Source organism: Micromonospora sp. NPDC048909, from assembly GCF_040649635.1.
Taxonomy (GTDB): domain Bacteria; phylum Actinomycetota; class Actinomycetes; order Mycobacteriales; family Micromonosporaceae; genus Micromonospora.
Window position 1 is genome coordinate 112,376 of the sequence record NZ_JBEZFU010000003.1, and the last position, 24,127, is coordinate 136,502.

19 protein-coding genes and 1 pseudogene are annotated in these 24,127 nt (G+C 72.5%); 13 read left to right on the top strand and 7 right to left on the bottom strand.

Annotated elements, in window-relative coordinates; all coding sequences use genetic code 11:
• The first annotated feature begins 75 nt into the window (after positions 1-75).
• On the top strand, positions 76-1,533 hold the full coding sequence (locus tag AB0C04_RS09865) for a M1 family metallopeptidase (RefSeq protein ID WP_357051029.1): 1,458 nt from the start codon (positions 76-78) through the stop codon (positions 1,531-1,533).
• On the opposite strand, the gene AB0C04_RS09870 is transcribed toward AB0C04_RS09865, so the two are convergent.
• Positions 1,530-2,654, bottom strand: coding sequence for an LCP family protein (locus AB0C04_RS09870; RefSeq protein ID WP_357051032.1), 1,125 nt, complete (start codon positions 2,652-2,654; stop codon positions 1,530-1,532). The genes AB0C04_RS09865 and AB0C04_RS09870 overlap by 4 nt on opposite strands.
• 145 nt (positions 2,655-2,799) lie before the next feature.
• On the opposite strand from AB0C04_RS09870, the gene AB0C04_RS09875 reads away from it, so the two are divergent.
• Complete coding sequence (locus tag AB0C04_RS09875; RefSeq protein WP_357051035.1) at positions 2,800-4,497, top strand: GMC family oxidoreductase; 1,698 nt, start codon at positions 2,800-2,802, stop codon at positions 4,495-4,497.
• A gap of 83 nt (positions 4,498-4,580) precedes the next feature.
• A complete protein-coding gene (guaA, locus tag AB0C04_RS09880) occupies positions 4,581-6,137 on the top strand; it encodes a glutamine-hydrolyzing GMP synthase (RefSeq protein WP_357051038.1) in 1,557 nt (518 codons plus the stop codon).
• Between the two features lie 7 nt (positions 6,138-6,144).
• Here the strand turns inward: guaA and AB0C04_RS09885 are convergent, their stop codons facing one another.
• Positions 6,145-6,510, bottom strand: coding sequence for a PspC domain-containing protein (locus AB0C04_RS09885; protein WP_357051041.1), 366 nt, complete (start codon positions 6,508-6,510; stop codon positions 6,145-6,147).
• A gap of 144 nt (positions 6,511-6,654) precedes the next feature.
• Between AB0C04_RS09885 and AB0C04_RS09890 the strand changes: the two genes are divergently transcribed.
• The 3 genes from AB0C04_RS09890 to AB0C04_RS09900 all read left to right on the top strand — a co-directional run bounded on the left by AB0C04_RS09890 (position 6,655) and on the right by AB0C04_RS09900 (position 9,897).
• Positions 6,655-7,605 carry an NUDIX hydrolase gene (locus AB0C04_RS09890; protein WP_357051044.1) on the top strand — a complete coding sequence of 317 codons (951 nt, stop codon included), beginning with the start codon at positions 6,655-6,657 and terminating at the stop codon, positions 7,603-7,605.
• A 121-nt stretch (positions 7,606-7,726) separates the two neighbouring features.
• Positions 7,727-8,629 carry an NUDIX domain-containing protein gene (locus AB0C04_RS09895; protein WP_357051047.1) on the top strand — a complete coding sequence of 301 codons (903 nt, stop codon included), beginning with the start codon at positions 7,727-7,729 and terminating at the stop codon, positions 8,627-8,629.
• 344 nt (positions 8,630-8,973) lie between these two features.
• A complete protein-coding gene (locus tag AB0C04_RS09900; protein ID WP_357051050.1) occupies positions 8,974-9,897 on the top strand; it encodes a phosphatidylcholine/phosphatidylserine synthase in 924 nt (307 codons plus the stop codon).
• Between the two features lie 63 nt (positions 9,898-9,960).
• Here the strand turns inward: AB0C04_RS09900 and AB0C04_RS09905 are convergent, their stop codons facing one another.
• The 3 genes and pseudogenes from AB0C04_RS09905 to AB0C04_RS09915 form a co-directional block, all read right to left on the bottom strand.
• Positions 9,961-11,214 (bottom strand): phosphatidylserine decarboxylase, encoded by a 1,254-nt coding sequence (locus AB0C04_RS09905; protein WP_357051053.1) that lies wholly within the window; start codon positions 11,212-11,214, stop codon positions 9,961-9,963.
• A gap of 934 nt (positions 11,215-12,148) precedes the next feature.
• A pseudogene (locus AB0C04_RS09910) lies at positions 12,149-12,340 on the bottom strand (hypothetical protein); the annotation flags it as partial.
• Positions 12,337-14,232: a PspC domain-containing protein gene (locus AB0C04_RS09915; RefSeq protein WP_357051056.1), complete on the bottom strand. Its 1,896-nt coding sequence runs from the start codon at positions 14,230-14,232 to the stop codon at positions 12,337-12,339. The pseudogene AB0C04_RS09910 and the gene AB0C04_RS09915, both read right to left, overlap by 4 nt.
• A 220-nt stretch (positions 14,233-14,452) precedes the next feature.
• Between AB0C04_RS09915 and AB0C04_RS09920 the strand changes: the two genes are divergently transcribed.
• Together AB0C04_RS09920 and AB0C04_RS09925 are read left to right on the top strand one after the other, a co-directional pair.
• On the top strand, positions 14,453-15,694 hold the full coding sequence (locus AB0C04_RS09920) for a PspC domain-containing protein (RefSeq protein WP_357052195.1): 1,242 nt from the start codon (positions 14,453-14,455) through the stop codon (positions 15,692-15,694).
• Between the two features lie 2 nt (positions 15,695-15,696).
• Entirely contained in the window at positions 15,697-16,383 is a 687-nt protein-coding gene (locus AB0C04_RS09925; protein ID WP_357052198.1) for a response regulator transcription factor, read from the top strand.
• A 59-nt stretch (positions 16,384-16,442) separates the two neighbouring features.
• On the opposite strand, the gene AB0C04_RS09930 is transcribed toward AB0C04_RS09925, so the two are convergent.
• The gene (locus AB0C04_RS09930) at positions 16,443-17,177 is read right to left on the bottom strand and encodes a PIG-L deacetylase family protein (protein ID WP_357051059.1); all 735 of its coding nucleotides are present in this window, start codon (positions 17,175-17,177) and stop codon (positions 16,443-16,445) included.
• Between the two features lie 431 nt (positions 17,178-17,608).
• Here AB0C04_RS09930 and AB0C04_RS09935 point away from each other — a divergent pair, with 431 nt between their 5' ends.
• The 5 genes from AB0C04_RS09935 (at position 17,609) to AB0C04_RS09955 (ending at position 23,336) form a co-directional block, all read left to right on the top strand.
• On the top strand, positions 17,609-19,246 hold the full coding sequence (locus AB0C04_RS09935; RefSeq protein WP_357051062.1) for an ABC transporter substrate-binding protein: 1,638 nt from the start codon (positions 17,609-17,611) through the stop codon (positions 19,244-19,246).
• Between the two features lie 141 nt (positions 19,247-19,387).
• Positions 19,388-20,317 carry an ABC transporter permease gene (locus AB0C04_RS09940; RefSeq protein ID WP_357051065.1) on the top strand — a complete coding sequence of 310 codons (930 nt, stop codon included), beginning with the start codon at positions 19,388-19,390 and terminating at the stop codon, positions 20,315-20,317.
• On the top strand, positions 20,310-21,284 hold the full coding sequence (locus tag AB0C04_RS09945; protein WP_357051068.1) for an ABC transporter permease: 975 nt from the start codon (positions 20,310-20,312) through the stop codon (positions 21,282-21,284). Before AB0C04_RS09940 ends, AB0C04_RS09945 begins: the two co-directional genes overlap by 8 nt.
• A gap of 26 nt (positions 21,285-21,310) precedes the next feature.
• Complete coding sequence (locus AB0C04_RS09950) at positions 21,311-22,333, top strand: ABC transporter ATP-binding protein (RefSeq protein WP_357052201.1); 1,023 nt, start codon at positions 21,311-21,313, stop codon at positions 22,331-22,333.
• Positions 22,326-23,336 (top strand): dipeptide ABC transporter ATP-binding protein, encoded by a 1,011-nt coding sequence (locus AB0C04_RS09955; RefSeq protein ID WP_357051072.1) that lies wholly within the window; start codon positions 22,326-22,328, stop codon positions 23,334-23,336. The genes AB0C04_RS09950 and AB0C04_RS09955 overlap by 8 nt, the downstream gene beginning before the upstream one ends.
• 107 nt (positions 23,337-23,443) lie before the next feature.
• Here AB0C04_RS09955 and AB0C04_RS09960 read toward each other — a convergent pair whose 3' ends face one another.
• Positions 23,444-23,758 (bottom strand): chorismate mutase, encoded by a 315-nt coding sequence (locus tag AB0C04_RS09960; RefSeq protein ID WP_357052204.1) that lies wholly within the window; start codon positions 23,756-23,758, stop codon positions 23,444-23,446.
• Positions 23,759-24,127: the final 369 nt, after the last annotated feature.

The following is a 24,127-nucleotide window of genomic DNA, read 5'->3' on the forward strand; positions in this document are numbered from 1 at the left end:
CGGCGGGCCGGGTCGACGGGCGCGCCGACAGGGCGGACGGGCGTGGTTCCCGTCGGCACACGAAAGGGCTGAGCGATGAGGCTGCGACGGCGGGCGCTGCGAACGGGCGTCGGTCTGCTGCTGACCGGGGCACTGCTGGCCGGATGCGACTCGGCGCCGGCGGAGTCGGGCCCCTCGGCGGCCGCCCCCTCCTCGGGCACCCCGCGGCAGTTCAAGCCGGGCGCGGCGGGCGCCGGTGACCCGTACTTCCCGAGCTACGGCAACGGCGGCTACGACGTCGGCCGCTACACGGTGAAGGTCCGGTACGACCCGGCGAAGGACCGGCTCACCGGCACCGCCACCGTGCAGGCCGCCGCGACCAGTGACCTCTCCGCGTTCAACCTGGACCTGGCCGGGCTCTCCGTGCGTTCGGTGAAGGTGGACGGTGCGCCGGCCAAGCACACCCGCAAGGGCGACGAGCTGGTGGTGACCCCGGCGAACGGCCTGATCGCGGGCAACGGCTTCGTCGCCGAGATCGCGTACGAGGGCAAGCCGGAGCCGCTGGAGAACGAGGTCCTCGGCGAGGGCGGCTTCCTGCACACCGGCGACGGCGCGATCGCGCTCGGCCAGCCGGAGTCGGCGAGCACCTGGTTCCCGGTCAACGACCACCCGTCCGACAAGGCCAGCTACGACTTCGAGATCACCGTCCCGGACGGCCTGACGGCGGTCAGCAACGGCGTGCCGGCCGGTAAGTCCCGCGATGACGGTTGGACCACCTGGAAGTGGTCCGAGCGGGCGCCGATGGCGAGCTACCTGAGCTTCGTGGTGATCGGCAAGCTGCGGGTGACCACCGGCGAGCACAAGGGACGGCCGGTGTTCAGCGCCGTCGACGTCGACGTGGCCGAGGGCGCGGCGGACGAGTCCATCGCCGACACCGTCAAGGTGGCGGACTACCTGGAGACCGTCTTCGGCCCGTACCCGTTCGACGCGTACGGCGGGGTGGTGATCTCCGACGCCCGGATCCGGTACGCGCTGGAGACGCAGTCCCGGCCGGTCTACTCGGCGGGGTTCTTCCGGCAGGGCCGCAACACCGAGGTGGTGGCGCACGAGCTGGCGCACCAGTGGTTCGGCGACAGCGTGGCGCTGACGAAGTGGCAGGACATCTGGCTCAACGAGGGGCTGGCCACGTACGCCGAGTGGCTCTGGGCCGAGCACAGCGAAGGCCGCAGGGCCGCGGCGGCCTTCGCCACCCGGTACTCCGGCTCACCGGCCTCGCTCTGGCGGATCCCGCCCGGCAAGCCGGGAGTGGAGAACCTGTTCAGCCAGTCGGTCTACCAGCGCGGCGGAATGACCGTGCACGCGCTGCGGGTGGCCGTGGGGGACAAGGCCTTCTTCCAGATCCTCAAGACCTGGGCGGCCGAGAAGCGCAACGCCAACGGCACCACCGCCGAGTTCATCGCGCTCGCCGAGCGCGTCTCCGGCGAGAAGCTCGACGCGCTCTTCGACGCCTGGCTCTACGGCACCTCCCGTCCGGAGGAGCCGAAGGCGCTCTAGGGCTGGGTCTTGACCCGCAGCGACGGGTGCTCGGCGAGGTAGGCGTCGGCGCGGCCGGCGCGTAGCTCGGTGAGGAAGCGCCGACCCGTGGAGGTGAGCTGCTCGCCCCGGTAGCCGCCGCCGGAGCCGACGGACGCGCCGGGGAGACCGACCAGCACGAACCGGTCCGCGGGCAGCCCGCCGAGGGCGTACGCGAGGTCGACCAGCCGTCGCCCGCCGCCGGCGAAGATCAGCGTGTCGCCGAGCGCGTCGGCGACCTGCTGCACCCGGTCCGGGTCCCGGGCCAGTCCCTGGTCCAGGATCTTCCGGGCCAGGGCCCGGATCAGCTGCTGCTGGTGCCGCTGCCGGCTGTAGTCACCGCCAGGAATGTAGCGCTGCCGGGAGTAGTCCAGGGCCTGCCAGCCGGTCAGGTGCCGGGTGCCCTTCTCGTAGACCATCTGCGGGCCGGTGTAACCGCCCGGCGCGCCCTTGCGGTGCTGCCCGTCGGGTTGCCGGTGCCGCGAGACGACCCGCTGGTCGACGTAGACGTCCACCCCGCCGAGGCTGTCCACCAGCCGGTCGAAGCCGCTGAAGGTGACCACCGCGCCGGCGTCGATGCGCAGCCCGGTGTAGCCGCTCACGGTGGAGCGCAGCAGGTCGTACCCCTGGGCCGGGTCCGGTCGCTTGGGGCGGCCCGGCACCCGGCTGCCGTAGCTCATCGCGTGGGTCAGCTTGGTGCGCCCACCGCGGTAGTTGGCCCTCGGGAAGGCCGGGATGTCGACCACCAGGTCGCGGGGGAGCGAGAAGAGATACGCCCGGTCGAGTCCGCGCGGGACGTGCAGGACCAGCACGGCGTCCGCGTGCGGCTCCCAGCCGGGGACGCTGACCCGGGTGTCCACGCCGACCAACAGCAGGTTGAGCGGGCCGGTGATGTCGGCGCCCGGCGGTGGTGACGGGCTCGCGGTGGGCGGCCCGGCCGTCGTGGGGCTGGCCGAGCCGGCCGGCGCGGCATCGCGCTCGGGGCTCCGGTCGGCGACCAGTCGGGTGACCACCACCCCGCCGACGGCGACCAGCGCCACGGCGACGAGCAGCGCCAGCCCCAGCAGCCAGCGCCGCCGTGGCGCGCCTGACCCGAGGACCATCTCCGACCCCTTCCGCCCGCACTGGAACAACGCTCCGACGGGTCCCTTCGGTTGCGGCCCGGGGCACCGGGTCGGTCGACCGCTGTGCATGATCGCGCGAATTCCGCCCCTGGCGCGACAGCTACTGACCGGTAATGATGCGTTCATGCGGTACGACGTGCTGGTCATCGGGTCCGGGTTCGGCGGCAGCGTCACCGCGCTGCGGCTGGCCGAGAAGGGCTACTCGGTCGGCGTGCTGGAGGCCGGCCGGCGCTTCGCCGACGACGAGTTCCCGCAGACCTCGTGGCGGGCCCGGCGCTTCCTCTGGGCGCCGCGGCTCGGCTGCTACGGAATCCAGCGGATCACCCTGCTCCGGGCGGCCGACCGCCGGGCCGGCGGTGGGGTGCTGGTGCTCTCCGGCACCGGGGTGGGCGGCGGGTCGCTGGTCTACGCCAACACCCTCTACGAGCCGCTACCCGCGTTCTACACCGACCCGCAGTGGCGGGACATCACCGACTGGCGCGACGAGTTGGCCCGCCACTACGACCAGGCCAAGCGGATGCTCGGCGTCACCACCTATCCGCGCGACACCGGGGCGGACCGGGCGATGCGGGCGGTGGCCGAGCGGATGGGGGTGGGGCACACCTTCCACGCCACCCCGGTCGGGGTGCACATCGGCCGGCCCGGCGAGCGGGTCGCCGACCCGTACTTCGGCGGGGCCGGCCCGGAGCGCACCGGCTGCACGCACTGCGGCTCCTGCATGACCGGTTGCCGGCACGGGGCGAAGAACACTCTGGTCAAGAACTACCTCTGGTTGGCCGAGCGGCTCGGCGCGCGGGTGCACCCGCTGACCACGGTGACCGCCGTCCGCCCCGCGCCGGACGGCGGCCACGAGGTGCACACCGTTCGCACCGGCGCCTGGTTGCGCCGGCGCCGCCAGATCTTCCGGGCCGATCAGGTGGTCTTCGCCGCCGGCGCGCTCGGCACCCAGCGGCTGCTGCACGAGATGAAGGCGACCGGCGCGCTCCCCGCGCTCTCGCCCCGGCTGGGCGAGCTGACCCGGACCAACTCGGAGGCGATCCTCGGCGCCTCGGTGCCCCGCCAGCGGGCCCGGGCACAGCGGCTCGACTTCACCGAGGGGGTGGCCATCACCAGCTCGTTCCACCCGGACCCGCAGACCCACGTGGAGCCGGTCCGCTACGGGCGGGGCTCCAACGCGATGGGGCTGCTCCAGTCGCTGCTGGTCGACGGCGGCCCGCACCGCGTCCGGCGCTGGGTCGGCACGCTGCTGCGGCAGCCGGGCACCGCGGCCCGGCTGCTCTCCGTCCGCCGCTGGTCGGAGCGGACGGTGATCGCCCTGGTCATGCAGTCGGTCGACAACTCGCTGACCACCCGGTGGCGGCGTGGGCCGCTCGGTCGACGGCTGGTCAGCGGCCCCGGGCACGGCGCGTCGAACCCGACCTGGATCCCGGCCGGCAACGACGCGGTCCGGCTGCTCGCCGAGGAGATCGGCGGTACGCCGGGCGGCGCGCTGACCGAGCCCTTCAACATCCCGATGACCGCGCACATCCTCGGCGGGGCGGTGATCGGGGCCACCCCGGCCGAGGGGGTGATCGACCCCTACCACCGGGTGTACGGGCACCCGGGGCTGCACGTGGTGGACGGGGCGGCGGTCTCGGCCAACCTCGGGGTGAACCCGTCGCTGACCATCACCGCCCAGGCGGAGCGGGCGATGTCGCTCTGGCCCAACAAGGGCGAGGCGGACCCGAGGCCGCCGCTCGGCGCTCCGTACCGCCGGCTGGACCCGGTCGCGCCGCGGCAGCCCGCCGTGCCGGCCCACGCTCCCGCCGCCCTGCGCCCCTGATCCGGGGAGCGGAAGAGTGATCTGTCCCGCCGCCGGGCGGGGCGGAGCGGGCCCGCCGGTGACTGTCGGTAGGCTTTGCCCACATGAGCGCGCCTCGCCCCGTCCTCGTGGTGGACTTCGGAGCCCAGTACGCCCAGCTCATCGCGCGCCGGGTGCGTGAGGCGAGGGTCTATTCGGAGATCGTGCCGCACTCCATGCCGGTCGCCGAGATGCTGGCCAAGGACCCGGCGGCGATCATCCTCTCCGGCGGCCCGGCCAGTGTCTACGCGCCGGACGCCCCGCAGATCGACGCCGGCATGTTCAACGCCGGGGTGCCGGTCTTCGGCATCTGCTACGGCTTCCAGGCGATGGCCCAGGCGCTCGGCGGCACGGTGGCCCGCACCGGCAACCGCGAGTACGGCGGCACCCCGCTGCGCCCCCGCCTCCTCGACCCCGGCGTACTGCTGCGCGATCTGCCGGCCGACCTGCCGGTCTGGATGAGCCACGGTGACTGCGTCACCGAGGCCCCCGCCGGCTTCACGGTCACCGCCGAGTCCGCCGGCGCGCCGGTCGCCGCCTTCGAGGACCTGACCGGCCGCCGGGCCGGCGTGCAGTTCCACCCGGAGGTCGGGCACACGGCGCACGGCCAGGAGATGCTCACCCGGTTCCTCTACGACATCGCCGGCATCGAGCCCACCTGGACGCCGGCGAACATCATCGACGAGCAGGTGGCCCGGATCCGGGCGCAGGTGGGCGACAAGGAGGTCATCTGCGGCCTGAGCGGCGGGGTCGACTCCGCGGTCGCCGCCGCGCTGGTGCACAAGGCCGTCGGCGACCAGTTGACCTGCGTCTTCGTCGACCACGGCCTGCTGCGGGCGGGCGAGGCCGAGCAGGTGGAGAAGGACTACGTCGCGGCCACCGGCATCAAGCTGAAGGTGGTCGACGCCGCGGACCGGTTCCTCGGCGCGCTCGCCGGGGTCACCGACCCGGAGCAGAAGCGGAAGATCATCGGACGCGAGTTCATCCGGGTCTTCGAGGCCGCCGCCCGGGAGATCGCCTCCCACGGCGACGTCGAGTTCCTGGTGCAGGGCACCCTCTATCCGGACGTCGTCGAGTCCGGCGGCGGCACCGGCACCGCCAACATCAAGAGCCACCACAACGTGGGCGGCCTGCCGGAGGACCTGAAGTTCGCCCTGGTCGAGCCGCTGCGCACGCTCTTCAAGGACGAGGTCCGGGCGCTCGGCCTGGAGCTGGGGCTGCCCGAGGCGATGGTCTGGCGGCACCCGTTCCCGGGTCCCGGCCTGGCCATCCGGATCATCGGCGCGGTCGACCGGGAGCGCCTGGACCTGCTCCGCCGGGCCGACCTGATCGCCCGCGAGGAGTTGACCGCGGCCGGTCTGGACCGGGGCGTCTGGCAGTTCCCGGTGGTCCTCCTCGCCGACGTGCGCAGCGTCGGGGTGCAGGGGGACGGGCGCAGCTACGGGCATCCCGTGGTGCTGCGCCCGGTCTCCAGCGAGGACGCGATGACCGCCGACTGGTCCCGGCTGCCCTACGACGTGATCGCGAAGATCTCCACCCGGATCACCAACGAGGTGGCCGAGGTCAACCGGGTGGTGCTGGACGTGACCAGCAAGCCGCCGGGCACCATCGAGTGGGAGTGACCCCGGCTCAGGCCGCGGCCGGCGGCGTGGGCCCGGTCGGCGGCACGCCCGGGTAGGTCGGCGACGGGGCGTACCCGGGTCGGCTGGGTTCGGGCCCGGCGGCGGGCGGCGGGCCCTGCGGCGCGGCGGCCGTCGGGTGCGGCCAGGCGGGCGCGCCGGCCGGCTCCTCGGGCATCAGGAACCACATGATCGGGTACGCGATCAGGGCGAGCCCACCGGTGAGCAGCCCGGTGACCGCGAAGATCACCCGGACCAGGGTGGGATCGACGCCGAAGTATCGGCCGACACCGCTCGCGACGCCGGCCACCATGCGGTCGGTGGTCGGTCGGCGGAGCTGCTTGTAGGGAGCGTGGGGAGGGCTGGTGGCTGTCATGCCTCCACCCTCCGCGCCGGGCGGCACGACGTCCTCGGTGACCGCCCGGATCCCTACCCTGACCGGTCCCTGACCCGGGAGCCTTGAGTCAGGAATCTGACTCTTTTCGATACCGGTAACCGGGCCCGGGGAGAATTTCCTCCCGTGACCACCACGCTGACGCCGCTGCGCAGGATCGCGGCATACGCAGTCTGTGCCGATCCTCAGGGCCGAGTTCTGCTGGTCCGCGCGTCGGAGCGCTCCGGCACTCCCGGCACGTGGTCGCTGCCTGGCGGGGCGGTCGACCACGGCGAGGACCCGAACCACACAGTCGTCCGCGAGACCGCGGCGGAGACCGGCCTCTCGGTCGCCGTCACCGGTCTGCACGACGTGCTGGCCGACATGCGGGCGCTGCCCGAGCGGGGCATCACGATCCACACCGACCGGCTCGTCTACCGGGTCTCGGTCCGGGGCGGCACCCTGCTCGACCGGGTGGACCGGCCGACCGACCTGGTGCGGTGGTTCACCCGCGAGGAGGCCGCCGCGCTGCCGCTGCGCTCGTTCACCGCGCGCGCCCTGGAGCTGCCCGCCTCCTCCGCCGACGTGGTCCCCGACGAGCCGCCGGAGTTCCCGTCCTTCTACGCGGTGCCCGGCCCGGACGGGCTGCACCGGGCGCAGCGCTTCGCCGCGTACGCGGTCTGCACCGATCCGGCGGGCCGGGTGCTGCTCACCCGGGTCGCCGACGGCTACCCGGGCGCCGGCTGCTGGCACCTGCCCGGCGGCGGCACCGACTACGGCGAGCAGCCCGGCGCCGCGCTGATCCGGGAACTGGTCGAGGAGACCGGGCAGGCCGGCCGGCTGGTCGAGCTGCTCGGGGTGGCCAGCCACCGCGACGCCGCCTCGCTCGGCCCGGAGGGTTACCCGATCGACTGGCACGGGGTGCGGGCCTTCTACCGGGTGGTGGTCGACCAGCCCGCGCCGCCCCGGGTCGCCGACGTCGGCGGCTCCACCAGCGAGGCCCGCTGGTTCGCTCCCGCCGAGCTGGGCGCGCTGCCCGCCGACCGCCTCACCGAGGTCACCGCCGAAGCCGTCCAAGCCGCCCGCCTGACCCCCTGACCCCACCCCCTCCCGCCGGCCCGGCGGTGATCATGAAGTTATTGTCAGGACACGCCGACATGGACGGCGATAACTTCTTGATCGACGGGACGATCCGGACGGGGACGCGGGGGCCACGGGGATGCAGCAGCGGCGGCGGGTGGGTGCGTACGGGGTCTGCCGGGACGACGGGCGGGTGCTGCTGGTGCGGGGGTCCGCCAGCGCCCAGTTCCCGGGGGTCTGGCAGGTGCCCGGCGGCGGCGTGGAGCACGCCGAACATCCCGTGCACGCGGTGGCCCGTGAGGTCGCCGAGGAGACCGGGCTGACCGTCGAGGTGGCCGGGCTGCGCGCGGTGGTCGCCGACGTGATCCACTTTCCCGAGGCCGACGTGGCGATGCACACCGACCGGCTCGTCTTCGACCTGACGGTGGTCGACGGAGCGCTGCGCGACGAGCGGGACGGCACGACCGACCTGGCCCGCTGGCTGACCCCGGACGAGGCGGCCGAGGTGCCGCTGATGCCGTTCACCGCCGAGCTGCTCGGCCTGCCGGTCACCCCGCTGCCGGCCGGGCGGGCGCGGCGGGCGTCGTTTCCACCGCCACCGGCCGACCGCCGGCTCCGGTTCGGGGCGTACGGGCTGGTCACCGACCCGGCCGGGCGGGTACTGCTCACGATGATCGCGGACGGCTACCCGGGGGCCGGGCGTTGGCACCTGCCCGGCGGCGGGACGGACCACGGCGAGCAGCCGGTGCCCGCGCTCCTGCGTGAGCTGGTCGAGGAGTCCGGCCAGCTCGGCCGGGTGACCGAGCTGGTCGCGGTGGACAACCTGCACAACCCGGCCGCGCTCGGTCCGGAGGGCCGCCCGCTGGACTGGCACGGCGTGCGGGTGGTCTACCGGGTGGTGGTGGAGGCGCCGACCGAGCCGAGGGTCACCGAGCTGGCCGGTGGCTCGACCGCCCGGGCCGCCTGGTTCGACCCCGCGGAGCTGGCCGGGCTGCCACTCACCGAGATCGCTGCCTGGTCAATGGGACGTCCGAGCCGATAGCACCCGCCAGTCGAGCCGACATTGGCCAACTCCGGTACAGTCGAAGCGGGGAATGATGGAGAAACGGGCGATGAGGCCCGGGATGGGAATATGACAGCGGTTCGCGCGGTTTAAGCCAGATATAAGTACCGCCGGCAGCTATCGCCAAGCTCCGTTCCCTTATGCGATGGTGTACTCCGCAAAACGGCTGCCGGGCCAGTGAAGGTCCGGCACGAGACAGCCGGACGCCCGCCCCAACGGCGGACAGCCGATCCGGTGATGGAGGAAACGTGCCGAGAGCCCCATGGCGCCGGCGTCGTACGACTGACAGTCCGCGCCCCGCAGGGCCCCGCTGGGCGGGCCGGTTGCGCCGCAGCAGCACCTTCGCCCGGCAGGTGCTGCTGGTCCGGGTGGGCCGCCGCGACGGCGACCTGCACGGCGGCACCGAGGGTGTGCTGACCGAGCCCCGCTACGCCGACCGGCGCCGCCGACGCTACGGTCTCAACCGGTTCAACCGGCCGAGCGTCGAGTCGGTCATGCCGGTCAGCCCGGCCCTGGCACCGGTCGCCGAGCCCGACGACCAGAGCAACGGGCGCCCCATCCCGCTGCTCCCCGGTGAGCGCACCACCAGCCGCCGGGTGAAGTTCGCCCTGGTCAACGCGTGCACGCTGAGCAGCCTGACCCTGGGCATGTTCGCCATCTTCCTGGCCATGCAGGGCGATGTGCGCGTCGCCGCGATCTGCCTGATCGCCTGCGTCGCGTTCGACGGCCTGGACGGGGCGCTGGCCCGCAAGTTCGGCGTGGCCAGCCCGTTCGGTGCGCAGATGGACTCGCTCGCCGACATGTGCTCGTTCGGCCTCGCCGCGCCGGTGGTGGTCTACGCCTCGCTCGCCGGTTCCGTCTCCACGGCGGCCGCGGCCGTCGCCTGCGCCCTCGTCGGGGCCTGCGCCGCGATCCGGCTCGCCCGATTCAACGTCTCGCCGAAGGACGGCCGGTTCTTCTGCGGGGTGCCCACCACGATGGCCGCCGCCGTGCTCGCGATGACCGTCGCCATCGGCCTGCCGGTGCCCGGCCCGGTGCTCGTCGCCGGCGTGGCGCTGCTCGCCTTCGCGATGGTGTCCAGCTTCCCGTACGCGAAGCTCGCCCGGCTGGTGAAGCTGCCGGCGTGGCTCTGGCTGGCTCCGGTGATCGGTGCCCTGGTCGACATCCGGCTCACCTTCGCCCTGATCGTGGTGGGTTACCTGGTCAGCGGCCCGGTGCTCTGGCTGCGCCAGCGCCGCACCGCCTGATTCCCGTACCTCGAAAAGAAGGGGGCGCCGCAGTCGCGGCGCCCCCTTCTTCGTCGCTGCGGTTCAGCGCCAGCGGGCGATCACGCTCGACCCGCCGACCACCTTGTCGCCCGGACCGACCAGCGGATCCGCCGCCTCGGCGGGCAGGTAGACGTCGGTACGCGAACCGAACCGGATCAGCCCGAAGCGCTCGCCCTTGGCCAGCAGCGCGCCGATCGGCGCCCGCTGCACGATGCGCCGGGCGATGAGCCCGGTCCGCTGCGCCACCACCACCGTGCCGTGCGTGGTGTCCAGCACCGTGTACGCGGCCACGTTGTGCTCGGCGTCCGGCTTCATGGCGTTGACGAACCCGCCGTCGGCCACGAAGTAGTCGACCACCTTGCCGGCGACGGGAGCGCGGTTGACGTGCACGTCCAGCACCGACAGGAAGACCGCGACGCGCAGCCATTCGCCGTCGCCGAAACGCTCGTCGTGCAGCCGCTGCACCGACAGGACCTGCCCGTCCGCCGCGGCCACCACGGCCGTCGGGTCCTCGGGGACGTCGCGCTCCGGGTCGCGGAAGAACGCGGCGACCGGGGCGGCGGCGAGCGCGGGCAGCAGCCAGAGCTTGGACTTCGGCCGGGTCAGCCGGGCCAGCGCGGCCAGGCCGAGGGTGATACCGGCCGCGGCCACCCCGTTGGAGTCGATGTGCATCGCTCGGGTCAGCGGCACGCTGGACGGCCGGTGGGCCGGGGCGAGCTGGTCGGCCGCCGAGGGGCCGGCCGGGGTGAGCCGGAGCCGGAACAGTCGCACCGGCGGGGAGTTGCGCAGTACCAGGTCGGTGCCGACGCCGTGGAGGGCGCCCTGCCGCTCCAGCTCCGCCGCCGCACCGGCCGTCCGACCGGGGGCGGCGGCCGTCGCCACGCTGAGCACCGCGCCGTCGCTGAGGTACTTCGTCAGGCCCTCGATCGCGGTACGGGTCTCGTCGGCCGTGCCGAGGAACGGCTCGGCGGCGATGACCACCTCGGCGGCGTCGGTCTCGGCGAGCGAGTCGACCACCCGGACCCGGTCGGCGACCCACCGGCCCTGGGCGGTGACGTGATCGCGCAGCGCGGCTGCGGACGCCCCCTCGGCGGGCACCACGGTGAGCCGGTCACCGGGCAGCAGCGCCTCGATCGCCGCGGCGAGCACGGCGGACTGCGGGCCCGCGCCGACCAGCAGGGCGGCCTTCGGGTGGTTGAGCCGGGCGAGCTCGGTGACGAGGGTACGGGCGGCTCGCTCGCCGATGCGGACCGGACCGGGCCGGCCGGGGGGACGCACGGCGGGGGACTGGGTCATGTCGGACGGGCTCCTGACGGGGTAGACACGGGAAGCGCGACGGGGCCGCCACGGCGACGCGGGCCGGCCGACGACGGCAGATTCTCCATCGGCCAGCATAGGCGTCCACGCGCGACGGCCGCACCGCCGTCGTCCGCCCGGTCTGCCGGCCCGGCCCGGTCTGCCGGCCCGGCCCGGTCTGCCGGCTCGGCCCGGCCGGCTGAACGGTCGCGGTCCGTCGGGGCGGTCGTGGCGCCCCGGGCCGATCGTGGCTCGGCGAAGCTGGCCGGGCACGCCCGGGGCGTGCCCGGCCAGGAATCCGTCGGGTCGGCCGTCCGCCGGACAGGCGGCGCCGGCGTCAGCGCCGAGGACCGTCCTCGTCGGGGGTCGCCGACCGGGGCTCGGCCCCGCCGCCCGGCCGGTCCTCGACCACCTCGCCCGGAGTGCTGGTGACCGCCTCGGTCGGCCGTTCGTCGGCCTGTTCCACCGTCCGGCTTCCGTCGACGGTCGGCTCGTCCGCCGGCCGGACCGGGCTGCCGCCGGCGGTCGGTTCGTCGACCACCGAGACCGGGCTGCCGCTGCTGGTCGGCTGGTCGGGCTGCCAGGCCGGGCTGCCGGTCGACTGGTCGGGCAGCCACGCCGGGTGGATCCCGCCGACCGCCTGGTCACCGGGCTCGCGCCCGGCGCCGCCCAGGCCCGGCCCGGCGCCGCTCAGGCCGGGCTCCGCCCAGCCCGTGTTCAGGGCCGGATGCTCGGCGGTCCGGGCCGGTGGCGCAGTGTCCCAGGCCGGTGGCGGGGCGTCCCAGGCCGGCAGCCCCGCGCCGGAGCCGGGCACCGCGGCACCCGAGGTGGGCGCCGGCTCACCGAAGGCGGCGGCCGGCTCGCCGAGCGCGGGCCCGGGCGCACCGGTGACGGGCTCGGCCGGGGTCGGCGTGGTGGCGGTTGCCGCGTCCCGGTCTGCGGACCGGCCCGAGCGGAGCGCGCCGACCAGGCCGAGAACCCCGATCAGGATCAGCGCGCCGGCCAGGAACCAGCCGACCGGTGGCAGGGCCAGCCCGAGCAGCTGGGCCAGCAGCCACCAGGCGGCGAGGGCCAGGAAGACCAGCCCGAAGGCGAACGAGACCAGATCGGTGCGGTGGGCCTTCATCGGGTCACCTCCAGGTTGCCGGCGTTCACGTGGATGAAGAGGCGGAGCGTGCCGCCGCCGGCCCCGTCCGGGCCGAGGTCGGTGATCTCCCGGGACCGCCCGGCCGGTCCGGCGTGACGCCGGCCGAAGACGGACGCGTCACCGGCGTTGACGTCGGCCACCGTCGTCACGTCGACGTTCGGCGGCACCACGACGGTGGCCTTGCCGAAGTTGATCGACACGCTGATCTCGGTGGTCCGCTTGGCGAAGTCGACCGCGCGCAGGTCGAGCACCGCGTCGCCGAAGCTGTTCTCGTAGCGGTTGGCGAGGTCCTGGTAGCTGGTCGGCGCCCAGGTCACCGCCCCGTCCACGCCGCGGACCCGGTCGTACGACTCGGCGACCGTACCCACGCCGAGCGCGGCGGCGGTCACCAGGCCGAGCGCGATCAGCCAGCGGGCCCGGCCGAACCAGGTGCCCACCAGCAGCCCGAGACCGATGGTGGCCAGCGCCGCGGCGAAGTACGCCGACGCGCCCACGTCGAAGGCGTTGACCAGATCGAGGACGACGACCACGCCCAGGGCGAGGAAGATCAGCGAGAAGGTCACCGCGCCGAGCGGAGACCGCTCCTTCGGCCGCTTCGGCGGCTTCGGTGGCTTCGGTGGCTTGGCCGGTGGGTATCCGCCGGCCGACTGCGAGGCGTACGGGCCGTGCGGGGCGAACGGCGGTCGGTAGCCGACCGGAGGCAGTGGTGCGGTCGGCGGGTAGCCGGTGCCCGCCGGCGCGTTCGGCGCCGCCTCGGCGGGCGTCGTCGGAGGCAGGCCCGAGGTGGCGGCGCCACTGCTCGGCCACTGCGGCGCCGGCGCGGCCGCCGGCGGCCAGGTGGGCAGTTCGGCGGTGCGGTCGGCCGGCTGACCGGAGACCGGCGGGACGGCGGCGAGCGGGGCCCCGCCGGAGACCGAGGTGGCACCGGGCAGAGCGCTCCCCCCGTGCGGAGCGCTCCACGGGTAGCCGGTTCCGCCGGCGCCGGGCGGTTGGTGACCGGTTGCCGGGCCGACCCCGGGCGCCGGGGCGCCCGCTGCGGCGGCCAGGTCGACGGTGGGCGGCGCAACCGGCCGGTCCGGCACCGGGTAGCTGACCGGTGGCACCGGGCCGGGCGGCGCGGCGGGCGGCGGCGGGCCGGGCGCAGCGGCGGGCGGTGTGCCGCGGCTGTCCCGGTTGAGCAGCAGCGCGCCACCGATCAGGATGGCCGCGCCGAGCAGGACCGCCCGGAAGGCGTCGGTGACGATGTAACCGAAGCTGACCGCGACCAGGATGCTGAGCACGATCACTGTGACCGGGGACATGCTGGACCGGCCCCGGCCGAGCATCGACTCGACCGGCGACGCGGTGTCGCCCTCACCGGGGATGATCAGCCATGCTGTGACGTACACCAGGATGCCGATCCCGCCGAAGAAGCCGAGCACCGCGAGCAGCACCCGCCACAGCACCGGGTCGGTGTTGGTGGCCCGGCCGATGGCCGCGCAGACCCCGGCCAGGTAACGCCCCTCCCGGGGCCGGACCAGTCCGTAGCGCGAGGTGAAGCCGGCGCCGCCGGGCGGTGGGCCGGCGGCGGCGCCACCCGGGCCTCCGGGCGGGGGCGGCGGTGTACCACCGGGCCCGCCCGGCCCGAAGCCGGCCGCGGTCGGCTCCGGCCCGTACCAGGCCGGTCCCGATCCCGGGCCCGCGCCGGCCCCCCAGCCGGCGGCGGTCGGGTCGGACCCGGCCGATGTCGCGGCGGCGGGCTCCTGCGGACCGGTCGGGGTCGGCGGGCCGAACGTGGTGGGGCCGGCTCCGCCGGTGGACGGGGCAGGTGGTGGCGGTCCGCCCGGCGAGGCCGCCCCGGGACGGGGCGACTGGGCAGCTTCCTCGGTCATGCCTCGATCCTGCTGCCCCACCCGCCCGAGCGACCTCAGGACCCGACCCTGACCCCACCCTGAGATCCCGAGCGCCGGAATGTCGGGGGCGTCCCCGTGGTCGGCACGGGGCGCAGCGTGTGACGATCGAACCGGCGCCGGAAACGGCCGGTGCCGCTGCACCGCCTTCGCCGCTCTTGACCGGCGTCACTCCACCGCGACCAGGGAGTTTCCGATCAGCATCGCGAGCCCGCCACCGCGCCTCTACCGCGCCCCGGAGCACCGGATGGCCGCCGGGGTGGCCGCCGGCATCGCCGATCATCTCGGCATCTCGGTGCTGCGGGTACGGGTCGCCTTCATGGTCCTGCTCGGCCTGAGCGGGCTCGGCCTGCTGCTCTACGCGGCCTTCTGGGCCGTGGTGCCACTGCGGCCCGGCAACTCGGGAGTGCCACCCCGGCGTGACGTCGCCCAGCTGCTGCCGTTCGTGGCGATCGGGCTCGGCGTCCTGCTGGTGCAGGTGATGGTCTTCGACTCGATCGGCGCGGCGGGCACCGCCGGTTGGCTGGTGGCGATCATCGCGGTCGGCGCCGGGGTGATCTGGCACCAGTCCGCGCCGGAGCGGCGTCGCCAGTGGGGCGACTCGATGCCGGTGCCCTGGCTCGGCGCGGTGGTGGAGGAGAGCGACCGGCGCTCGTTCGTGCTGCGCTTCATCGGCGGCGGGGTACTGGTCGCCGTCGGCATCATCGGCGTGGCCGCGGTCTACTCCCCGGCGCAGAACTTCGACGCGGTGATCAACGGCGTGATCTTCGCGCTGGTCGGCCTCGCCGGGGTGTGCGTGGTCGCCGCACCGGTGCTCTGGCGGACGTACAACCAGCTCCGCTCGGAGCGCGAGGGGCGGATCCGGGAGCAGGAGCGGGCCGAGTTGGCAGCCATGGTGCACGACCAGGTGCTGCACACCCTCGCCCTGATCCAGCGCAACGCCAGCGACATCAAGGCCGTGCAGCGGTTGGCCCGCGGGCAGGAGCGCTCGCTGCGCAACTGGCTCTACAAGCCGACCGGGTCGCCGAGCGAGCGGTTCGCGGCCGCGTTGGAGCAGGCCGCGGCCGAGGTCGAGGACACCTTCGCGATCACGGTGGAGGCGGTGGTGGTCGGCGACCGGGAGACCGACGAGCGGGTCGGCGCGCTGGTCGCCGCCGCCCGGGAGGCGCTGGTGAACGCCGCCCGGCACGCCGCAGTGCAGACCGTCTCGCTCTACGCCGAGGTGGAGCCTGATCAGGTCAGCGTCTTCGTCCGGGACCGGGGCAAGGGCTTCGATCCGGATACGGTGGAGGATCACCGGCACGGCGTCCGTGGCTCGATCATCGGGCGGATGAAGCGGCATGGCGGTCGGGCCGAGATCCGGTCCGGTCCGGGTGAGGGGACCGAGGTCCGGTTGATGCTGCCGACCTCCCGGGACTCGTCCACAGCGGAAAGGGACAGATGACGATGGCCGAGCAGTCGATGGAACCGGTCGAGGGGGCGGAGCCCCGCACCGAGCGGCTGCGGGTCTTCCTCGTGGACGACCACGCCATGTTCCGCGCCGGCGTACGCGCCGAACTCGGCGCGCACGTCGAGGTGGTGGGCGAGGCGAGCACGGTGGCCGAGGCGGTCAACCGGATCGCGGCCACCCTGCCGGACGTGGTCCTGCTCGACGTGCACATGCCCGACGGCGGCGGGCGGGCGGTGCTGGACGCGATGCGGCGTACCCACCCGCAGGTCAAGTTCCTGGCGCTGAGCGTCTCGGACGCGGCCGAGGACGTGATCGGGCTGATCCGGGCCGGTGCCCGCGGCTACGTCACCAAGACGATCTCGCCGGACGAGCTGACCGCGGCGATCCGCCGGGTGGCCGACGGCGACGCGGTGTTCAGCCCGCGGCTGGCCGGTTTCGTGCTGGACGCCTTCGCGGCCCGGCCGGACACTCCGGTCGCCGATCCGGAGCTCGACCAGCTCACCAACCGTGAGCGCGAGGTGCTCCGGCTGCTGGCCCGGGGGTACGCGTACAAGGAGATCGCCAAGGAGCTGTTCATCTCGATCAAGACGGTCGAGACGCACGTCTCCAACGTGCTGCGCAAACTCCAGATGTCCAACCGGTACGAGCTCTCCCGTTGGGCGGCCGACCGCCGACTGGTGTGATCGGCCTCCTCTTCTCGGGCAGCCGTCACACCTGCGGGTGCGGACCGGTCGCGGTCGGGTCACTCGGTGCGCAGCACCGTGAAGGCCTCGGCCAGCCGGCCGGGCGGCAGCCCGGCGTTGTCGGCCACAGTGGTGAGCCGGTCCCGGATCCAGGGCGCCACGTCGAAGTGCCCGGTCTGCGAGCGGTGCGCCCGCATCGCCGCGATCTTCCGGTCGAACCGGTCGGTCACGTCGACGGCGTGGTCCGGCCCGGGGCCGCCGGCGTACCAGACCTCCCGGACCACCCAGGGCTCCAGTCCGTCGGCGAGCAGGTCGGGGTGGGCGAACGGGTTGCGCGAGTCGGGATAGATCGCGCAGGTGGTGGCCTCGCCGACGGCCAGGTGGTCCGGGTGGCTGGGGCCGGTGAGCTGTTCCCAGCGGCGTAGCGGCGAGCTGGTCAGCACCCGGTCCGGGCGGAACCTGCGGATCATTGCGGTGATGTCGCGACGCAGGTCCAGGGTCGGGGCGACCGCCCCGTCGGGATAGCCGTCGAGGAACTCGACCTGCCGGACGCCGACGGCCGCGGCGGCGGCCCGCTGTTCGGTCTCCCGCAGTCGGGGCATCCGCGTCCGCTCGGTGTCGTCGAAGCCGCCGGCGTCCCCCCGGGTGGCGACGAGGTACGCGACCTCGATACCCTCATCCACCCAGCCGGCGATTGTGCCCGCACAGCCGAAGTCGACATCGTCCGGATGGGCAAAAACAGCCAGTGCTCGACGGACGTCGGAGAGCACGGGAGCGGAGGCGGGAAAGCTCACAGGGCCTGAGCGTACGCGTCGGCCCGCGCTCCGGCAGGACCATGTCTTTCCTGCTCAGAGCGGCACGAGACGCCCACTTCATGATCTTTTCTCAAGTATCGGCAACGTGGCGGGCAACTAACGTCTTGATAACGGCACCTTCACGGAAGTGGCCGGTGAGTGTCACAGTGGCAGCACCTCGCCCCCGGTGTGAGGCACTCCGTACGGCCCGACGACCACGACCGCCGCCTGTCGACTGCGGTTCGTGGAAGACACGCCTGCGCAGTGCCGATCCCGATCGGGTGGGGTGGCCCGGCGGATCGGTACATCGGGGGTGTCCCGATTTCCCAGTGGTGTTCGGCGACCCGGCCAACGGGTCGCCGTTGGCGTCACCCCCCAGACGTGCGTGAAACCCACGACGGAACCAGGTTAGAAAGAGGAGGCCCCTCGGAATGAGAGTCTCGAAGCGGGCGAGTAGCGCGGTTGCGCTGGGCGCGGCTGTCGCGCTCATCGCGTCCGGCTGCTCGGGCAGCGACAACGGCGGCGACGCCGGCAACAGCGCGGACGGCGCCATCGTCATCGACGGCACCCAGCCGGAGGTTCCCCTGGTCCCGGCGAACACCACCGAGACCGGTGGTGGCGCGATCATCGACTACCTGTGGACCGGTCTGGTCGAGTACCCGAACAACGGTGGTGCTCCGCAGAACGCCGTCGCGGAGTCGATCGAAACCACGGACTCCAAGGTCTACACCATCAAGATCAAGAAGGGCCTGAAGTTCCACGACGGGTCCGAGGTGAAGGCCGCCAACTTCACCAAGGCCTGGAACTGGGCTGCGTACTCGCCGAACGGCGCGCAGAACTCCAGCTTCTTCGCCGACATCGCGGGCTTCGCCGACGTCCAGTCCACGGACCCGGACGAGGACGGCCCGAAGACGGCTCCGGAGCCGAAGGCCAAGGAGATGACCGGCCTCAAGGTCGTCGACGACTACACCTTCGAGGTCACCCTCGCCGCGCCGACCGCGGTCTTCCCGACCAAGCTCGGCTACAGCGCCTTCGTGCCGCTGCCGGACGTGTTCTTCACCCAGAAGCCGGAAGACTTCGGCAAGAAGCCGATCGGTAACGGCCCGGTGAAGTTCGTGTCGTGGGAAGACGACGTCATGATCAAGCTGACGCGCTTCGACGACTACACGCTGCGCGACAAGATGAAGATCAAGGACGTCGACGTCAAGCTGTACCAGGAGGACACGGCGGCCTACAACGACCTGCTGGCCAACAACCTGGACTTCCAGCAGCAGGTGCCGCAGTCGTCGCTCGCCGGTGACAAGTGGAAGACCGACCTGGGCGAGCGGGCCATCCAGTCCGTCACCCCGTCCACGGGCATCATCGCCTTCCCGACGTACGACCCGCGCTTCAAGAACCCGAAGCTGCGCAAGGCGGTCTCGCTGTCGATCAACCGACAGGAGATCACCGAGAAGATCTTCTTCGGTAACCGCGTTCCGGCCGACAGCTGGGCCAACCCGCTGACCCCGGGCGCCAAGGAGAAGAACTGCACCTCGTGCGTCTTCGACGCGGCGCAGGCCAAGACGCTGCTGGCCGAGGCCGGTGGCTTCTCGGGCGAGATGGTCTTCTACTACAACGCGGACGCCAGCCACAAGCCGTGGATGGACGCCGTGGCGCAGAGCGTGAAGAACACCCTGGGCATCAACGCCCGGGCCGAGGGCATCCCGACCTTCGCCGTCTTCCGTGAGCAGATCAACGCCCACAAGATGAAGGGCCCGTACCGTGCCGGCTGGCAGCAGGACTACCCGGACGTGGAGAACTGGGTCAACCCGCTCTACGTGACTGGTGGCTCCTCGAACGACGGCCTGTACAGCAACACCCAGGTCGACGCGCTGGCCAAGGAGGCGAGCGGCGCTCCGAGCCTGGACGCGTCGCACGCCAAGTTCGCCGAGGCGGTCGCGATCATCGACCAGGACGTTCCGTCCATCCCGGTCTACTTCCAGGGTCAGCAGTCCGGCCACTCGGAGAAGATCAAGAAGGTGGAGCTGACCAACGTCGGCGAGATCGACATCACCTCCGTCGAGCTCTGATCCGTACGGTCTGACCCAGGTCGGGCTCACCTACCAGGTGAGCCCGACCTGGGGCCGTTCCGCGAGGGGTGCAAAATACCCCTCGACACGTCGTCACGCGTGTCGCCTCGCCGACGCGCCCCCTGTCTGGAGGACCACCCCATGGGCCGTTATCTGTTGAGACGGCTGCTCCAACTCGTCCCGGTCTTCATCGGCACGACCTTGCTGATCTACGTGCTCGTCTGGGTGATGGTGCCCGGCGACCCGTTCGCCGGCAAGTGCGGTGAGCGGCCGTGCCCGCCCGGATTCGTCGCGATGATGACCGAGAAGTTCCAGCTGGATCAGCCCTGGTATGTGCAGTACGCCAGCTACATGAAGAACCTCTTCCAGGGTGACTTCGGTACCACCTTCGGCGGTCGCTCGATCAACGACATCATCGCCACGGCCTACCCGAACACGCTGAAGCTGGCCATGGTGGCCCTGGCGATCGAGGCGATCATCGGCCTCACCGCCGGTGTGCTGTCGGGTCTGCGGCGTAACGGCTTCCTGGACAACCTGGTCCTGGTCTCCACCCTCTTCCTGATCGCGCTGCCGATCTTCGTCGTCGGTTTCCTGCTCCAGTGGGTGCTCGGTGTGCAGTGGAACATCGTCGAGCCCACCGTGTCGAACGAAATGCGGCTGTCCGAGTTGCTCGTTCCCGGCTTCGTGCTGGGCAGCGCCTCGATGGCGTACATCGCCCGGGTGGCCCGGACCAGCATCTCCGAGAACAGGCGGTCCGACTACGTGCGCACGGCGATCGCCAAGGGCCTGCCGATGCGCCGGGTGGTCGGCGTGCACCTGCTGCGCAACTCCCTGATCCCGGTGGTCACCCTGCTCGGCACCGACCTCGGCGCCCTGATGGGCGGCGCCATCGTCACCGAGGGCATCTTCAACATCAAGGGCATCGGCGGGACGGTCTTCCGGGCGATCACCACCAAGGAGAGCGCCACCGTGGTCTCCATCGTGGTGATCCTGGTGCTCGTCTATCTCCTGATGAACCTGCTGGTGGACCTGCTCTACGCCGCCCTTGACCCGAGGATCCGCTATGAGTGACCCGAGCACCGCTTCGATCGTCTCCACACCGCCGGCGCACCAGCCGACCGAGATCGGCGGCCCGACCAACGCCGGCCTGCCCGCGAGCGCCCGGGAGAAGCCCCGCGGCCTGCTCGGCGACGCCTGGCACGACCTGCGCCGCAAGCCGCTCTTCTGGATCTCGGCGGCGTTCATCCTGCTCTTCATCGTGATGGCCGCCTTCCCGTCGCTCTTCACCTCGGCCGACCCGACCGCCGGAAACCTGAGCCGGAGCCTGGAGAAGCCGTCCGGGCACGCCTGGTTCGGCTACGACCTCCAGGGGCAGGACGTCTTCGCCCGGACCATCTACGGCGCCAACGCCTCCATCGTGGTGGCGCTGCTCTCGGTGCTCGGGACCCTGCTGATCGGCGGCACCATGGGGATGATCGCCGGCTACCGTGGCGGGTGGGTGGACGCCCTGCTCTCCCGGATCGCCGACGTCTTCTTCGGCCTGCCGTTCGTGCTCGGCGCGATCGTCATCCTGACCACGTTCAACGGCACGGGCAGCGACAACAGCGAGTGGGAGATCAAGTTCCTGGTCATCGCGTCGCTGGTCGTGTTGAGCTGGCCGGTCGTGATGCGGCTGATGCGCTCCTCGGTGCTGGCCACCAAGGAGGCCGACTACATCGTCGCGGCGCGGGCGCTGGGCGCCGGCACCGGCCGGATCATCCTCAAGCACCTGCTGCCGAACTGCCTGGCGCCGCTGCTGGTCTACGGCACGATCATGGTCGGCTCGTTCATCGGCGCCGAGGCGACGCTCTCCTTCCTGGGCGTCGGGCTGAAGTCGCCGGTGGTCTCCTGGGGCATCATCATCAACGAGGCGCAGGACCTGATCCGGGTCGCTCCCTACCTGCTCTTCTTCCCCGCCGCGTTCCTCGTCGCCGCCGTCCTGAGCTTCGTGATGCTCGGTGAGACGGTCCGCGAGGCACTCGATCCGAAACTCCGCTAGGGGAGATTCAGTTGTCCGACATTCTCGTGTCCGAGCAGTCCGCCGCGGGTGCCGCCGGGCGCCCGGCCGGCCGTCTGCTCGAGGTCGACGACCTCCGGGTGGAGTTCCGTACCCGCGACGGCGTCGCCAAGGTCATCAACGGAGTCACCTACCACGTCGACGCGGGGGAGACCCTCGCCGTGCTCGGCGAGTCCGGCTCCGGTAAGAGCGTCACCGCGCAGACCATCATGGGCATCCTCGACACGCCGCCCGGTCACGTCACCGGCGGTCAGGTGCGCTTCCACGGCAAGGACATGCTCAAGATGTCCTTCGAGGAGCGCCGCCGCATCCGCGGCGAGGGCATCGCGATGATCTTCCAGGACGCGCTCTCCGCGCTGAACCCGGTCTTCACCGTCGGGTTCCAGATCGCCGAGCAGTTCCGGGTCCGGCGCGGCATGGGCCGTTCCGAGGCCAAGAAGCGCGCGATCGAGATGCTCGACCAGGTCAAGATCCCGAACGCCAAGGGCCGGTTCAGCAACTACCCGCACCAGTTCTCCGGCGGTATGCGGCAGCGGGCGATGATCGCCATGTCGCTGGCGCTCGACCCGGAGGTGCTGATCGCGGACGAGCCGACCACCGCGCTCGACGTGACCGTGCAGGCCCAGATCATGGACCTCCTCGCCGAACTGCAGCGTGAGCGGCAGATGGGCATGATCCTGATCACCCACGACCTCGGCGTGGTCGCCGACGTCGCGGACCGGATCGCGGTCATGTACGCCGGACGGATCGTCGAGGAAGCCGACGTGTACGACCTGTACGCCAAGCCGGCGCACCCGTACACCCTCGGCCTGCTCAACTCGATCCCGCGGCTGGACGAGAAGGGGCAGCAGCTCCGGACGATCAAGGGCCTCCCGCCGAACCTGATGAACATCCCGCCGGGCTGCCCGTTCAACCCGCGCTGCCCCATGGCGCAGCCGGTCTGCCGGGAGAAGGTGCCGCCGCTGCTGCAGATCGGTGCCGGCCGGGCCAGCGCCTGCCACTTCGCCGAGGAGCTGGTGAACCGTGACTAACATTCTCGAGGTCCGTGACCTGGTCAAGCACTACCCGGTCACCCGTGGCGTGGTGTTCAAGAAGACCATCGGTCAGGTCAAGGCCGTCGACGGCGTCTCCTTCGAGCTGCGCCAGGGCGAAACCCTCGGCGTGGTCGGCGAGTCCGGCTGCGGCAAGTCGACGCTCGCCCGGGTGCTGATGAACCTGGAGAAGCCGACCGGCGGCAGCGTGCTCTACAAGGGGCAGGACACCGCCAAGCTCTCCGGCGGGGCGCTGCGGCGACTGCGCCGGCAGATCCAGCTGGTCATGCAGGACCCGTACACCTCGCTGAACCCGCGGATGACGGTCGGCGACCTGGTCGGCGAGCCGTTCGAGATCCACCCCGAGGTGGCCCCGCGGGGCAGCCGACGGGGCAAGGTCAAGGAACTGCTCGACCTGGTGGGCCTCAACCCGGAGCACATCAACCGGTACCCGCACCAGTTCTCCGGCGGGCAGCGGCAGCGCATCGGCATCGCCCGGGCGCTCGCCCTGCGTCCGGAGATCATCGTCTGCGACGAGCCGGTGTCGGCGCTGGACGTCTCCATCCAGGCGCAGGTGATGAACCTGCTGGAGCAGCTCCAGGGCGAGTTCGGCCTGTCGTACGTCTTCATCGCCCACGACCTGTCGGTGGTGCGCCACCTCTCCGAGCGGGTCGCGGTCATGTACCTCGGCAAGATCGTGGAGATCGGCACCGAGGACGAGATCTACGAGCGGCCGACCCACCCGTACACCCAGGCGCTGCTCTCCGCAGTGCCGGTGCCGGACCCGACCGTCCGGGAGCACAAGGCGATCATCCGCCTGACCGGCGACGTGCCGTCCCCGGTCAGCCCGCCCTCGGGCTGCCGGTTCCGTACGCGTTGCTGGAAGGCGCAGGACATCTGCTCCCAGCAGGTGCCGCTGCTGCAGATCCGGCAGGGCTCGGACCACCCGAGCGCCTGCCACTTCGCGGAGAAGCGGGAGATCGTGGCCACCCACGAGGCCTGAGCCACCCTGGACCGCCTGCCGACGTCGTCGCGACGCCGGCAGGCGGTTCCGCGTTTCCGGGCCCGGTCGACGCCGGGCGGCCGCGCCCAGCCGTCGGCGCCGTCGCCTCAGAGCGGGCCGCGACCGGCGCGGAGCAGCAGCAGCGCGAGTTGGGTGCCGTCGGAGCCGAGCGCCTGCCGGAACCGCTCCAGGATCTCCCGCTCGCGGGAGAGCACCAGCCGGGTGCCGCCGGAAGCCATCCGGGTCGCGCCGACCTGCTGGGAGAGGCTCGCCCGCTCCTGCCACAGGTCGATCAGCGTCTGGTCGATCTGGTCGATCCGCTCGCGGATGGCCACGATCTGGGCCGCCGCGACCGGCTCCTGGGTGCCGGCGTCCACCGGCCGCGGGTCGGGTCGGCCGTTCTCGGTGTCGCCGGTGGCCAGGTTTGCCGCCAGGTCGGCCGCCTGGGCGGGCGTGCCGTTCGTACCCTCGGCGGGCGCGTCGGCCGACCGGGCCGGCACGTCGCCGGGCGTCACCGCGGCGGATCGCCCCCCGTCGGCGTCGCCGGACGCATCGGGTCTGCCCGGGCCGCCGTTCTGCTCCGCCACGTCTGTCATCATCGCCGTACCCCTCGGACGTCGGGCCCGGTGCCCGGATCCCGGGACGAAAAAGCCCCGGGCTCCAGGAGCCCGGGGCTTTTCGCAGGTCTGTGATCAGGCGCGACCTACGGCTGCCGGACTCCCGGTGCCGTAGTAAAAGTAGTAGCGCTGACCGAACACGCCGTCGAGTATGCCCATCCCGGGTGCCGGCGC